This is a genomic window from Bradyrhizobium oligotrophicum (assembly GCF_051168495.1).
Lineage (GTDB): Bacteria > Pseudomonadota > Alphaproteobacteria > Rhizobiales > Xanthobacteraceae > Bradyrhizobium > Bradyrhizobium oligotrophicum_A.
The window spans coordinates 149,643-163,837 of sequence record NZ_JBNPVB010000016.1; the positions used below are offsets into that span (position 1 = coordinate 149,643).

The following is a 14,195-nucleotide window of genomic DNA, read 5'->3' on the forward strand; positions in this document are numbered from 1 at the left end:
GTCCTGCATCATGAGACGGTCTCAAGTTGCTGAGACCATTCACATTTTGACGTAACCCACAGGCCCGCGACGATGTTGCGGGCTGCAGGCGATTCGTTTTGGCGAATCGAGCGCTCGGCATTAAAGGTAGGGTCCCATGGCGCGGTACATCTTCATCACCGGCGGCGTGGTTTCCTCGCTCGGAAAGGGTCTGGCTTCAGCCGCGTTAGGCGCGCTGCTGCAGGCCCGAGGCTACAAGGTCCGGCTTCGCAAGCTCGACCCCTATCTCAACCTCGATCCCGGCACGATGTCGCCGTATCAGCACGGCGAAGTGTTCGTGACCGACGACGGTGCCGAGACCGATCTCGATCTCGGCCATTACGAACGCTTCACCGGCCGTCCGGCGACCAAGGCCGACAACATCACGACGGGCCGGATCTACCAGGACATCCTGACCAAGGAGCGGCGCGGCGACTATCTCGGCGCCACCATCCAGGTGGTCCCGCACGTCACCAATGCGATCAAGGACTTCGTGCTGTCCGGCAACGACGAGTACGATTTCGTGCTGGTCGAGATCGGCGGCACCGTCGGCGACATCGAGGGCCTGCCGTTCTTCGAGGCGATCCGCCAGCTCAAGAGCGAACTGCCGCGCGATCACGCGATCTACATTCACCTGACCCTGCTGCCCTACATCCCCAGCGCGGGCGAGTTGAAGACCAAGCCGACCCAGCACTCGGTGAAGGAGCTGCGCTCGATCGGCATCCAGCCGGACATCCTGCTGTGCCGCACCGATCGCGAGATCCCGAAGGAGGAGCGGCGCAAGCTCGGCCTGTTCTGCAACGTGCGCGAGAGCGCCGTGATCGAGGCGCGCGACGTCGACAACATCTATGCCGTGCCCGAGGCCTATCACGCCGCCGGCCTCGACGACGAGGTGCTGGCCGCGTTCGGCATCGAGCCGCGGGTGCCGCCGGCGCTCGCCAGCTGGCACACGATCAACGAGCGCGTCCGCAATCCGGAAGGCGATGTGACGATCGCGATCGTCGGCAAGTACACCGGCATGAAGGACGCCTACAAGTCGCTGATCGAGGCGCTGTCGCATGGCGGCATCGCCAACAAGGTGCGCGTCAAGCTCGACTGGATCGAGAGCGAGGTGTTCGAGAACGAGGACCCCGCGCCGTTCCTCGAACACGTCAACGGCATCCTCGTGCCCGGCGGCTTCGGCCAGCGCGGCGCCGAGGGCAAGATCCGCGCGGCGCAGTTCGCACGCGAACGCGACGTGCCGTATTTCGGCATCTGCTTCGGCATGCAGATGGCGGTGATCGAGGCCGCGCGCAATCTCGTCGGCATCTCCGCGGCGAACTCGACCGAGTTCGGTCCGACGGCGGAGCCGCTGGTCGGCCTGATGACGGAATGGCTGCGCGGCAACGAGCTGGAGAAGCGCTCCAAGAGCGGCGATCTCGGCGGCACGATGCGGCTCGGCGCCTATCCCGCGGCGCTCAAGCGCGGCAGCCGCGTCTCCGAGGTCTATGGCGGCGCCACCGAGATCTCCGAGCGGCATCGCCACCGCTACGAGGTCAACACCGCCTACAAGGACCGGCTCGAGCAGCATGGCCTGAAGTTCTCCGGCCTGTCGCCGGACGGCGTGCTGCCGGAGATCGTGGAATACGAGGACCATCCCTGGTTCATCGGCGTCCAGTTCCATCCCGAGCTGAAGTCGCGTCCGTTCGAGCCGCATCCGCTGTTCGCGTCCTTCATCCAGGCCGCGATGGTGCAGAGCCGGCTGGTGTGAGCCGGCTGCGAGGGGCGCGCGATCAGCCCTCTTTCTGAACATGCTGCCCATGTCCAATCTGCAGCCACGCGCTCGGCGCCAAACCCTCATGGTGAGGAGCGCCGCGTCGATCAAGCCAATTGGTACGGAAGGTCGTCGTTCGCGGCGCGTCTCGAACCATGAGGCCCCAGCGGGGCCTCGCCCTTCGAGACGCGCGCCAAGGGGCGCGCTCCTCAGGGTGAGGAGCGAACGTCGTTCCGGGCCGCGCAAAATGCAGCGGCCACTCCGCCTTTGACGGCCGCAGCGATTGTTGCGACAACGCTCCCTGGTTGAGAAGAACAGATCAGGGAGTGACCAATGATCTATGAGAGCCGCATCTATCGCTGCATTCCGGGCCGGCTGCCGGCGCTGCTGAAGCGTTTCGACACCGTGACCTTGAAGCTCTGGGAAAAACACGGCGTTCGCCCGGTCGGTTTCTTCACCACCCTGATCGGCGAATCCAACCAGGACCTGACCTATTTCCTGGCCTGGGAGTCGCTCGCCGAGCGCGAGACCAAATGGACCAAGTTCATGGCCGATCCCGACTGGATCGCGGCGCGCGCCAAGAGCGAGGAAGACGGCCAGATCGTCGCCAACATCACCAGCCAGTTCCTGGTGCCGACGGCTTTCTCGGCGCTGAAGTAGCTGCTTAGCCAAAATCCGGGGCGCGTCCGCGGTCGTGACGGCCGTGGGGCGCCATCCCCGCAACCCTGATATTCGCCGGGCTTCGCCGGGTTGATCCGGCGAGCGGGATTGGCCATGGTCGCGCGCCCCCATGAGGATGATGTCGTGAACGCTTCGATCTCTGCCGCGCCGGTCGTCAGCCTCGGCTCCGTCAAATTCGGCAATGAGTTGCCGCTCGCCGTGATTGCCGGCCCCTGCCAGCTCGAGAGCCGCGGGCACGCGCTCGAAGTTGCCTCGGCGCTGAAGGAGATCGCAGGCCGGCTGAACGTCGGCCTCGTCTACAAGACCTCGTTCGACAAGGCCAACCGCAGCAGCGGTTCGGCGGCGCGCGGCCTCGGGCTCGCGCAGTCGTTGCCGATCTTCGCCGAGATCCGGTCCTCGCTCGGCCTGCCGGTGCTGACCGACGTGCACGATGCCGGCCAATGCGCCGAGGTGGCGCAGGCCGTCGACGTGCTGCAGATCCCGGCCTTCCTGTGCCGGCAGACCGACCTGCTGCTGGCGGCGGCTGCGACCGGCAAGGTGGTCAACGTCAAGAAGGGCCAGTTCCTGGCGCCGTGGGACATGGCCAATGTCGTCGCCAAGCTCACGGGCGCCGGCAATTGCAACGTGCTCGTCACCGAGCGCGGCGTCTCGTTCGGCTACAACACGCTGGTCTCCGACATGCGGTCGCTGCCGATCATGGCGCGCACGACCGGCGCGCCGGTCATCTTCGATGCCACGCATTCGGTGCAGCAGCCGGGCGGGAAGGGGACCTCGTCGGGCGGCGAGCGTGAGTTCGTGCCGGTGCTCGCACGGGCGGCCGTCGCCGTCGGCGTCGCCGGCGTCTTCATCGAGACCCATCCCGATCCCGATCATGCGCCCTCCGACGGACCGAACATGGTGCCGCTCGCGGAGTTCGAAGGCCTGCTGCGCCGGCTGATGGCGTTCGACCGGCTGGCCAAGGCGCCGCCGGCGACCGACACGCTTTGATGCATCAGCCCGTCGCCAAGCCATCCGAGCAGCGCTTTCCGCCAGCGGTCAACATCATTGCGCTGGCCGGCTTCTCGGCGGCGCTGTCGACGCGGGCGCTCGATCCGGTGCTGCCGCATGTCGCCGAGGATTTCTCGGTCAGCATCGCCACCGCCGCCGGCATCGCCGCCGGTTACGCGCTGATCTACGCGCTGATCCAGCCCGCGATCGGCGCCGCCGCCGACCTGTTCGGCAAGGCGCGGCTGATGACGATGTGCCTCGCGCTGCTCGGCGTCGCCAGCATCCTCGGCGCGCTCGCCACTTCGTTCCCGCTGCTGTTCGCCTCGCGCATCCTCGCCGGCATCGCCTCCGGCGGCGTGTTTCCGGTCGCGCTCGGGCTGACCAGCGATCTCGTCGCCCCCGACAAGCGCCAGGTCGCGATCGGCCGCACCTTGGCGGGCTCGATGGCCGGCAATCTCCTCGGCGCCACCGCGTCCGGCATTATCGGCGATTTCATCGGCTGGCGCGGCGTGCTCGCGATCCTCGGCGCGCTCGGGCTGATCGCCTCCTTCGCGGTCGCCGCCGGCTTTCGCGGCGCCAGCGTGACGCACACCTCGACCACCGATCTTGCATCGCTCCGCAAGGGCTACCGCACCATCTTCTCCAACCCGAATACGCGCTTTTGCTACTCGGCGGTGTTCGTCGAGGGCTGCTGCGTGTTCGGGCTGTTTCCGTTCATCGCGTCGCTGCTGTTCGATCTCGGCGAAACTTCGCTGTCGATCGCCGGCATCGTCATCGCCGGCTTCGCGGTTGGCGGCCTGTTCTACACCGCCACGGTGTCGAACTTCCTGCCGCGGCTCGGCGTCAAGGGCATGATGATCGTCGGCGCTGCTCTCGTCGGGCTGCAGCTCGCAGCCCTCGCTTTCGGCCCCGGCTGGAAGCTGCAATTCGCCTGCATGCTGATGATGGGCTGGGGCTTCTACATGATCCACGGCTGCCTGCAGGTGTTTGCCAGCGAGCTGTCGATCGGGGCACGCGCGACCGCGATGTCGCTGCACTCGTTCTTCTTCTTCATGGGCCAGACGGTCGGCCCGATCGCCTACGGCTTCGGCCTCGTCCATGGCGGCAAGCAGCCGACGCTGCTCATCGCCGCCGCGATCATGGTCGCGCTCGGCTTCGCCTGCGCCGCGCTGCTGCGCCAGCGCCCGCCGGCGGATGCGGCAACGATGTGAAGGTCGTCTCCGGTGCGGGCGCATGCTCGTGGCATCTGAAGACACCGGGCCGTAGCCGCAGGAACGCCTGCTGATTTGTTTCTCCGTCATGGCCGGGCTTGTCCCGGCCATCCACGTCGTTCGGCGCGCTGAGAAGGACGTGGATGCCCGGGACAAGCCCGGGCATGACGACGTGGAGACAGGCGAGAGCACAATGCCCATTGTTTGCTGCGTGAGCCGTGGACACACACCGCCGCCATCTCGCGGCGCATCTGCGTCCGAGCTTTGCCTTTGGACATGCCCTTTTCCTGAGAAGAGGGCACGGGGAATGCCGGGAGCTGGCCGCCCCCATGGCCCGCCTGCGGAAAAAAATGCAGGCGGCAGGTACCACAGGTTCAGCCGAGACATCCCGGCATTCCCCGCGCGATGGTTGGGCGGCTTATACGTACTCTCCCCGGGGACCGGGCTGTCTTGCCCCCGTGACCGGCGGATCATCACCACCAGCGTGACCTCAGCGTCGGGAGGCCAGGACCATACGATTTCGCCGGCGCATCAGGATCGTTCGTCCGCATGACCAAGCACGCTGCGACCCGACACACCCACCGCATCCCGCCTCAACGTCCGTGACGACCGCGAAGCGCCCCTCTAATCGAGACGGGATGGCGACAATCAATCACGGATTCTGATAAAGCGAAAGAAAAATGTTTCTCGTGGAAGGTCTGGACAGGGGTGATCGGCTTGAAGGCGCAGCAAAAATCAGTTTTCAAGCGCAGGCAGTTTCGTGGTCGAAATCGATGGGAAGAGCCTTTCGCTTGACCGAAACCGTGCCCGACGGGCGACTCGAGACGATGGACCGATCTTGATGCAGGGGCCAAAATCGCCAAAAGTCGCGCCGATTCGGCAGGTCGGAATCATGCAGCGCATATCCGCCAAACCTGACGTTAGGGCCGTGGCGGCACGCGTGCCCGAGATCGTTGAGGATGCGCCTGTCGACAATTTGCGGAGGGTGATGATCTGGACAACGCTAGCAAAGATGTTGCGGACGAGGAAGTTGCCGCCTGACCATGCCCGTTCCGGCCCAGCCCAAAATCTATCACATCGTGCACGTCGACAACCTGGCGTCGATTGTGGCGGATGGCTGCCTATGGTCGGACTCGGTCATGATTCAGCGGCAGGGCGGAACTGTGATCGGAATGGGGAGCATTAAGCAGCGGCGGCTGGGCCTCCCGGTCACCTGCCATAGCAACCTTAGAGTTGGCGATTGCGTTCCATTCTACTTCTGCCCAAGATCGATCATGCTATACGTCGTTCACTGCGCCAATCACCCGGAGCTCGCATATCGGGGAGGGCAGCAGCCGATTGTTCATCTCGAAGCCGATCTTCATGAAGTCATCGAATGGGCAGAAGCAAACGGACGCCAGTGGGCGTTCTCGACGATCACGCGGCACATGGAGCGGCCGATTTCTATCGGAGTGTAGACGATCTAGACGAAATCGACTGGGCGGCCGTCGCCGCACGGCAGTGGACAAGGTGCCGAGATCAGAAGCAAGCTGAATATTTGCTGCAACGATCGTTTCCCTGGCATCTGGTTCGTCGGATCGGCGTTCATTCGCAAGGTGTTGCCCAACGGACCTCGAACGCAATGCAGGGGGCGGCGCACCGGCCGGCGCTCGAAATCATGAGCGATTGGTACTATTAGGAATTTGACATGATCGAATTTCGGACCGGAGACATCTTCAGCGCGGACGTGGAGGCGCTTGTCAACACGGTGAACTGTGTCGGCATCATGGGCCGCGGCATCGCGCTCCAGTTCAAGAACGCGTTTCCGGAGAACTTCAAGGCCTATGAGGCCGCCTGCGCACGCGAACTTGTGCAGCCCGGCAGGATGTTCGTGCATGAGACGCTGACGCTGACCAATCCGAAGTTCATCATCAACTTCCCGACCAAGCGCCATTGGAAGGGAAAGAGCCGAATGGAGGACATCGAGTCCGGCCTGAAGGCGTTGGTCCAGGAGATCCAGACGCGCCACATCCGCTCGATTGCGATCCCGCCGCTCGGCAGCGGCCTTGGCGGCTTGAACTGGGCCGACGTTCGGCCCCGGATCGTCGCGGCATTGGATAAGCTCGACGATCTGAGCGTGCTCGTCTATGAGCCCACCGCCGCGCCCATCGAGACCCGGTCGCGCGAGGTGCCGAAGATGACTGCGGGCCGCGCCGCGCTGGTCGGTCTGATACACCGCTATCTCGGCGGGCTGATGGACCCGTTCGTGACGTTGATCGAGGTGCAGAAGCTGATGTACTTCATGCAGGAGGCAGGTGAGCCACTCAAGCTCAACTACATAAAGCATCATTACGGTCCGTATGCCGACAATCTGCGTCACGTGCTGACGAAGATCGAGGGCCACCTCGTGTCCGGGTATCACGACGGCGGAGATGCGCCGGACAAGCAGCTCGAGCTGGTTCCGGGCGCGGTGAAGGAAGCAGAAGCCTTCCTGAGCGACGACGGCGGCACCCGGGCGCGCTTCGATCGGGTTGGCGAGCTGGTCGAGGGGTTTGAAACGCCGTTCGGGCTAGAACTGCTAGCGACCGTCCATTGGGTGGTGAAGCAAGATAAGGCCGCCAGCGCCGAGGAGGCGGCGGCCAAGGTCTACGCCTGGAACGATCGCAAGAAGCGCTTCTCGCCGCGCCAGATCGGCATTGCCTATGAGACCCTGCGCGCGAAGGGATGGCTGACGGCGGCATGACCATGGATGCTGCGGAGAGCGACTTGGTACCCTCCGTCGGTGATACGACGGGCTGCAAGGCTCCGGCCCGGGGCGGATTCTCGGAGGATCCCGATCGCCAGACCGCCCAAATTGGTTGCTGGGTGACCCGACGATCGTGCGTGGACCGTCGATTTCGCGCAGTAGCACTCGTTCATCGGCGCGACGCAGCCGCCATTGATCGAAGCGTGCGATCTCGATCATGGCAGACCCATCCTGGTAGACGTTCCCGCCGCTACGGCAGCATCCGCCGTCCAATGCAACCTTAAGGTAATTTCGACGTCTATTTCTGATTTGTTCTTACTAACATTCTCGGTGTGGGTTGGGGGAGAGAATGACGGTGAAGCGGGCAGGGCGTGTGTTGCTGTTTGTCGCGATGTTTGCGGGCAGTTTTCATCAGGCGCTGGCGCAGCCGTCGGCCCGGTCCGAGAGCCCGCGCGCGGCGGACAAGGCGCCGACCAAGATCCTGCTCAGCTCGCATCGCGGCGATGCGACCATCCTGACCTTGTCCGATCCTGACAGCGATACCGCGGCAGTGACGTTCCGGATCGAGCTCGACGACGCGATCGAGAGCTGCCTGCGCGAGCCTCCGCCCGATGACATCAAGCCGGCGGAGGTGGCGCGCTGCGCCAAGCAGGTCATGGATCTCAACGCCGGCAAACAGCTCAAGCGGCGAGCGATGTGTTCCAAGAACACGGTCTATACCGAGTTCGGCAACTTCTCGCTGGTCGGCACCGGTGAGCCTCAGTCGAGCGGCGAAGGCAAGAAGATGATCCGCACCAACTGGAAGGATCATCGCAACGATCAGATCGTCGACAACAGCACGGCGGCGAGGACGGACGCGATGCTGAGTACGTTTCAGGTCCTGTGTCCATCGGCCTACAAGGCGAAGTTTGACGGCTACTACGTGTACTGAGGCGCAGCCAAGTAATCGGTCCTGATCCCCCAGGGCTATGGCATCTCATGGTCTAAGTTTTTGCCGCGCCGTTTCCACATCGTCATGCCCGGGCTCCGTCCCGGGCATACACGTCCTTCCGCGTATGACGAACCACGTGGATGGCCGGGACCGGAGCCCGGCCATGACGGTGGAGAGGCAGCCGCGCTCAAGCTCGAAGGTTATTTGTGATCGCGCCTCACCCCCGCCCGCGATACGGCGCCACGCCCTGGTCGGGCACCCACAGCCCCTTCGGCAGCTTGCCCGTCTGCCAGAACACGTCGATCGGGATGCCGCCGCGGGGGTACCAGTAGCCGCCGATGCGCAGCCATTTCGGCTTGATCTCGGCGGCGAGGCGCTTGCCGATGGCGACCGTGCAGTCTTCGTGGAACGCGCCATGGTTGCGGAAGCTCGCCAGATACAGCTTCAGCGACTTGGACTCCACCAGCCACGGGCCGGGGGCGTAGTCGATGACGAGATGGGCGAAGTCGGGTTGGCCCGTTACCGGGCATAGCGAGGTGAATTCCGGCACCGTGAAGCGGGCCAGATAATCGGTGTCCTTCTGCGGATTCGGGACGCGGTCGAGCTTGGCGGTCTCCGGGCTGTCCGGGGCCGTCACCGCGCGGCCGAGCTGAAGGCCGGCCGATGTCGTGGATGGGGTGGATGTTTTCGCCATGTGTCGTGCCGTCCGTCGGAGCTGGCGCCGCTTTAGCCAATTGCGCCCCCTGCGTCACCCGCTTCGTGATCCCCGGCGGTGACGTCAATTGGCCGCGACTTCCGCCCGACTTGGCCTTTTCGCCCTCGCGGGCTTGCGGTAGAAGCGGCGCAGCAAAGCCCACCCAGAAGCCCGTAAGAGGACCTCATGACCGCCATCGTCGACATCATCGGCCGCGAAATCCTGGACAGCCGCGGCAATCCCACGGTCGAGGTCGACGTCGTGCTGGAGGACGGCTCGGTCGGCCGCGCCGCCGTGCCGTCGGGCGCCTCCACGGGCGCCCATGAGGCGGTCGAACTGCGCGACGGTGACAAGCACCGCTATCTCGGCAAGGGCGTGCTGAAGGCGGTCGAGGCGATCAACGACGAGATCTATGAAGCGCTGAGCGACATGTCGGCGCACGACCAGGTCCAGATCGACCAGATCCTGATCGAGCTCGACGGCACCGAGAACAAGAGCCGGATCGGCGCCAACGCCATTCTCGGCGTCTCGCTGGCCTGCGCCAAGGCGGCCGCGATCTCCTACGACATGCCGCTGTATCGTTATGTCGGCGGCACCTCGGCGCGCACCTTGCCGGTGCCGATGATGAACATCGTCAATGGCGGCGTCCATGCCGACAATCCGATCGATTTCCAGGAATTCATGATCATGCCGGTGGGCGCGCCGAGCTTCGCGGAGGCGCTGCGCTGCGGCTCGGAGATCTTCCACACCCTGAAGGGCGAGCTGAAGAAGGCCGGCCACAACACCAATGTCGGCGACGAGGGCGGCTTCGCGCCGAACCTGCCGTCGGCGGATGCGGCCCTCGATTTCGTCATGAGCGCGATCGGCAAGGCCGGCTACACCGCGGGCGAGGACGTCATGCTGGCGCTCGACTGCGCCGCCACCGAGTTCTTCAAGGACGGCAAGTATGTCTATGAGGGCGAGAACAAGTCCCGCTCGCGCTCCGAGCAGGCCAGATATCTCGCCGACCTCGTCGCGCGCTATCCGATCTGCTCGATCGAGGACGGCATGTCCGAGGACGACATGGACGGCTGGAAGGAATTGACCGACCTGATCGGCCACAAGTGCCAGCTGGTCGGCGACGATTTGTTCGTGACCAACGTCAACCGCCTCGCCGACGGCATCCGCAACGGCCGCGCCAACTCGATCCTGATCAAGGTCAACCAGATCGGCACACTCACCGAGACGCTGGCCGCGGTCGAGATGGCCTACAAGGCCGGCTACACCGCCGTGATGTCGCATCGCTCGGGCGAGACCGAGGATTCGACGATCGCCGATCTCGCGGTCGCCACCAATTGCGGGCAGATCAAGACCGGCTCGCTGGCGCGCGCCGACCGCACCGCCAAGTACAACCAGCTGCTGCGCATCGAGCAGGAGCTCGACGCGCAGGCGAAATATGCGGGCAGGGCGGCGCTGAAGGCGCTGGCCTGAGCCGGCGCTGAGCAACGACAACAACACGGGAGGCCCGCATGGGTGTCGAGACTGGCCTGCAGCTGCGGACCCTGATCAAGCGCAGCGGCGAGCTCGAGCTGTCGCTCGTCGACCTGCCGACCCCGGAGCCGGGGCCGGACGAGGTCGTGGTGCGGATCGAGGCGGCGCCGATCAACCCGTCCGATCTCGGGCTGCTCGTCGGCGCGGCCGACCTGTCGACGGTCACGGCGTCCGGTACGACGGACCGTCCCGTGATCACCGCCAAGGTGCCGGAGGCGGGGATGCGGGCGATGGCCGGCCGGCTCGACGAGTCCTTGGCCGTCGGCAACGAGGGTGCCGGCACCGTCGTCAAGACCGGCTCGTCGGAGGCCGCCAAGGCGCTGATGGGCCGCACCGTGGCCGCGATCGGCGGCGCGATGTATAGCCAGTACCGCTGCCTGAAGCTCTCCGAATGCCTGCCGCTGCCGGCCGGCACCACGGCGGCCGAGGGCGCCTCCTGCTTCGTCAATCCGCTGACCTCGCTCGGCATGACCGAGACGATGCGGCGCGAGGGACATACCGCGCTGGTGCATACCGCGGCCGCCTCCAATCTCGGGCAGATGCTCAACAAGATCTGCCTCAAGGACGGCATCCCGCTGGTCAACATCGTGCGCAGCGCGGCCCAGGCCGAGCTCCTGCGCGGCATCGGCGCCAAATACGTCGTCGATTCGACGTCGCCTACTTTCATGGACGACCTGACCGCGGCGCTGGTCGAGACCGGCGCGACCATCGCGTTCGACGCCATCGGTGGCGGCAAGCTCGCCGGCCAGATCCTCAATGCGATGGAAGCCGCGATCAACAAGTCCGGCAAGCATCCCTACAGCCGCTACGGCTCGAACGTGCACAAGCAGGTCTACATCTATGGCGGCCTCGACACCCGCCCCACCGAGATCACGCGCGGCTTCGGCATGACCTGGAGCGTCGGCGGCTGGCTGCTGTTCCCGTTCCTGATGAAGATCGGCAAGGCGGATTCCGAGCGGCTGCGCCAGCGCGTCGTCGACGAGCTCAAGACGACCTTCGCCAGCCACTACACAAAGGTGGTTTCGCTCGCCGAGGCGCTCGATCCGGCCAACCTTGCCGTCTACGCCAAACGGGCCACCGGCGAAAAATTCCTCATCGACCCCAACAAAGATAAGTGACGTAACGCCGCTCCTCCGGCATTGCGGTCAGGCTTGCGTTTGACCCGCGGCCGGAGACAATCCGCGCCGATTTGGTTCGGGGCGGCGTCTGCCGCTGATTGCACTGAGGAGAGATGTCATGACCCAATTGGATCGCCGTCGATTTCTGGCCGGTGCGGCCCTGGCCGGCGCCGCGGGCACCCTGCCGTCGATGGCCGGCACGCAGGCTCGCGCCGCGGTCGCGCCCGCCGGCGCCCAGGCGCCCGGCTTCTATCGCTACAAGGTCGGCGACTACGAATGCACCTCCGTCAATGACGGCGCACGCACCTTCCCGATGCCCGACAAGTTCGTCGTCAACACGCCCAAGGACGACGCGCTGGCGGCGGCGGAAAGCGCCTACATGCCGAAGGGCATGATCACCATTCCCTTCAATCCGCAGCTCATCAACACCGGCTCCAAGCTGATCCTGATCGACACCGGCAACGGCGCAGGCGCGTTCGAGGCCAGCAAGGGCGCGGTCGGGCGCACGCTGCAGAATCTCGCCGCGGCCGGCATCGATCCGAAAGCCATCGACGTCGTCGTGCTCTCCCACATGCATGGCGACCACATCAACGGCCTCAAGCTCGCCGACGGCTCGCTGGCGTTCCCGAATGCCGAGCTGAAGGTTCCGGCTGTGGAGTGGGCGTTCTGGAACAGCGATGAGAACGCCGCCAAGGCGTCGTCCGAGCTGATGAAGGGCAACTTCGCCAATTTCAAGAAGGTGTTCGGCGGGCTGGAGAGCAAGGTCACGCAGTACGAGTGGGACAAGGAGGTCGCGCCGGGCATCACCGCGCTCGCCACGCCGGGCCACACCCCGGGCCACACCTCGTTCGCAGTCGCCTCCGGCAATGCCAAGGTCTTCATCCAGTCCGACGTCACCAACGTGCCGGAGCTGTTCCTGCGCAACCCCGACTGGCACGTGATGTTCGACACCGATGCGGCGCAGGCGCAAGCGACGCGGCACAAGTTCTACGACATGGTCGCCGCCGAGAAGGCCAAGGTGATCGGCTTCCACTTCTCGTTCCCCTCGGTGGGCTATGTCGAGAAGGACGGCGCCAAGTACCGGCTGATCCCGGCGCCGTGGAATCCGGTGATCTAGGTTCTTCGTCATTGCGAGCGAAGCGACGCAATCCAGGGGCTCAGTCGGGACTCTGGATTGCTTCCGCCGTCGCCCTTCGGGCTATGGCGGACAAGTCGTCGCTCCGCTCCTCGCAATGACGGAGGAGAGAGGGTGGGTCGCCTTCGGGCGGCCTGCTTGTTTTGCACATGCGAAAATCCCGGGCTTTCCGCCACGGCCGCGAACGCCTATGTCGGGCGCGACCAACCGCAGGATTCGCATGTCGACCGATCTCTCTGCTTCGAGCGCCGATCTCTCGAACTGGCGCAGCGCGCCGTTCAGCCGCTGGACGTTCCACAATGTCCGGCAGATCCTGCCGGTGGCCGACATCGAGAGCGCGCCGGGCAGCGCCTGGCCGCTGCCGGCGAGCCCGGTCGCGTTTGACGATTTCAGGCTGCGGCTGCCGAAGGGCGGCACGCTCGATCTCGACGGCTTCCTGAAGGCGACGGCGACCGACGGGCTCCTGATCCTGCACGACGGCCGCATCGTGTTCGAGCACTATGAGGGCGGCACCGACCGCGACACGCCGCACATCCTGATGTCCGCGACCAAGTCGATCACGGGCCTCATGGCCGGCATCCTTGCCGGCCGTGGCGAGCTCGACGTCGAGGCCGAGGTGACGCGCTACGTGCCGGAGGTCGCGGCGACGGCCTATCGCGGCGCCACCATTCGCCAACTGCTCGACATGCGCGCCGGCATCGTGCTCGACGGCGCCGGGCTGCAGGCCTATGCCGACGCCGCCGGCTGGGAGCCGGTCGCGCCCGGCACGACGCCGAACCTGCACGATTTCTATGCGACGATGCGCGCGCAGGCGATACCGCATGGCGGCGCCTTCAGCTACGTCTCGGCCAACACCGATCTGCTCGGCTGGGCGATCGAGCGCGCCACCGGCCGCAGCTTCGCCAGCCTCGTCGGCAGCTTGCTGTGGAAGCCGATGGGGGCGAGCGGCGAGGCGTTCATCACCGTCGATCGCAAGGGCGCGCCGCGCTGCACCGGCGGCTTCTGCGCCACGCTGCGCGATTTCGCCCGTCTCGGCCAACTGGTTTTGTCCGGCGGCCGGCGCGGCTCGCACGCGATCATTCCCGAAGCATGGCTCGACGACATCAGGCACAATGGCGATATCAAGGCCTGGCGCGACGGCCAGTGGCGCGACAGCTTCGCGGCGATCAGCCGCAACATGCATTATCGCAGCGGCTGGTACGTCATCAATGATCAGCCGCAGCTGATGTTCGCGATGGGCATTCACGGCCAGAACCTGTTCGTCGATGCCGCCAACGCAATCGTGATCGCCAAGCTGTCGTCGTGGGCGCAGCCGGTCGAGGGCCAATCGATCTGGCTCACGCATCAGGCGGTGGCGGAATTCACCCGCTGCATCAGAGGCGCGGGGTGAACTGGCCGAAGCGCCCTTGGTT

General features: G+C 65.3%; 11 protein-coding genes and 1 pseudogene. 11 read left to right on the forward strand and 1 reads right to left on the reverse strand.

Going from position 1 to position 14,195, the window contains the following annotated elements:
* Positions 1 to 136: 136 nt before the first annotated feature.
* The 7 genes and pseudogenes from ACQR1B_RS26785 to ACQR1B_RS26815 all read left to right on the forward strand — a co-directional run bounded on the left by ACQR1B_RS26785 (position 137) and on the right by ACQR1B_RS26815 (position 8,306).
* Positions 137 to 1,768, forward strand: coding sequence for a CTP synthase (locus tag ACQR1B_RS26785; protein WP_434835063.1), 1,632 nt, complete (start codon positions 137 to 139; stop codon positions 1,766 to 1,768).
* A gap of 336 nt (positions 1,769 to 2,104) precedes the next feature.
* Positions 2,105 to 2,431 (forward strand): NIPSNAP family protein, encoded by a 327-nt coding sequence (locus tag ACQR1B_RS26790; protein WP_434835064.1) that lies wholly within the window; start codon positions 2,105 to 2,107, stop codon positions 2,429 to 2,431.
* 144 nt (positions 2,432 to 2,575) lie between these two features.
* Positions 2,576 to 3,439, forward strand: coding sequence for a 3-deoxy-8-phosphooctulonate synthase (gene kdsA, locus ACQR1B_RS26795; RefSeq protein ID WP_434835065.1), 864 nt, complete (start codon positions 2,576 to 2,578; stop codon positions 3,437 to 3,439).
* On the forward strand, positions 3,439 to 4,650 hold the full coding sequence (locus tag ACQR1B_RS26800; RefSeq protein WP_434835066.1) for an MFS transporter: 1,212 nt from the start codon (positions 3,439 to 3,441) through the stop codon (positions 4,648 to 4,650). The genes kdsA and ACQR1B_RS26800 overlap by 1 nt, the downstream gene beginning before the upstream one ends.
* Positions 4,651 to 5,693: 1,043 nt before the next feature.
* Positions 5,694 to 6,328 (forward strand): annotated as a pseudogene (darT, locus tag ACQR1B_RS26805) (type II toxin-antitoxin system toxin DNA ADP-ribosyl transferase DarT).
* Positions 6,329 to 6,337: 9 nt separating this feature from the next.
* Positions 6,338 to 7,372, forward strand: coding sequence for a type II toxin-antitoxin system antitoxin DNA ADP-ribosyl glycohydrolase DarG (darG, locus tag ACQR1B_RS26810; RefSeq protein ID WP_434835067.1), 1,035 nt, complete (start codon positions 6,338 to 6,340; stop codon positions 7,370 to 7,372).
* Between the two features lie 358 nt (positions 7,373 to 7,730).
* On the forward strand, positions 7,731 to 8,306 hold the full coding sequence (locus tag ACQR1B_RS26815; protein WP_434835068.1) for a hypothetical protein: 576 nt from the start codon (positions 7,731 to 7,733) through the stop codon (positions 8,304 to 8,306).
* Positions 8,307 to 8,523: 217 nt separating this feature from the next.
* Here the strand turns inward: ACQR1B_RS26815 and queF are convergent, their stop codons facing one another.
* A complete protein-coding gene (gene queF / locus ACQR1B_RS26820; RefSeq protein WP_434835069.1) occupies positions 8,524 to 9,000 on the reverse strand; it encodes a preQ(1) synthase in 477 nt (158 codons plus the stop codon).
* Positions 9,001 to 9,186: 186 nt separating this feature from the next.
* On the opposite strand from queF, the gene eno reads away from it, so the two are divergent.
* From eno to ACQR1B_RS26840, 4 genes are all read left to right on the forward strand, one after another.
* The gene (gene eno / locus ACQR1B_RS26825; RefSeq protein ID WP_434835070.1) at positions 9,187 to 10,470 is read left to right on the forward strand and encodes a phosphopyruvate hydratase; all 1,284 of its coding nucleotides are present in this window, start codon (positions 9,187 to 9,189) and stop codon (positions 10,468 to 10,470) included.
* A gap of 38 nt (positions 10,471 to 10,508) precedes the next feature.
* On the forward strand, positions 10,509 to 11,648 hold the full coding sequence (locus ACQR1B_RS26830) for a zinc-binding dehydrogenase (protein ID WP_434835071.1): 1,140 nt from the start codon (positions 10,509 to 10,511) through the stop codon (positions 11,646 to 11,648).
* A gap of 118 nt (positions 11,649 to 11,766) precedes the next feature.
* Positions 11,767 to 12,765, forward strand: a complete 999-nt coding sequence (locus ACQR1B_RS26835) for an MBL fold metallo-hydrolase (RefSeq protein WP_434835072.1) — start codon at positions 11,767 to 11,769, stop codon at positions 12,763 to 12,765.
* Between the two features lie 238 nt (positions 12,766 to 13,003).
* Positions 13,004 to 14,173 (forward strand): serine hydrolase domain-containing protein, encoded by a 1,170-nt coding sequence (locus ACQR1B_RS26840; RefSeq protein ID WP_434835073.1) that lies wholly within the window; start codon positions 13,004 to 13,006, stop codon positions 14,171 to 14,173.
* Positions 14,174 to 14,195: the final 22 nt, after the last annotated feature.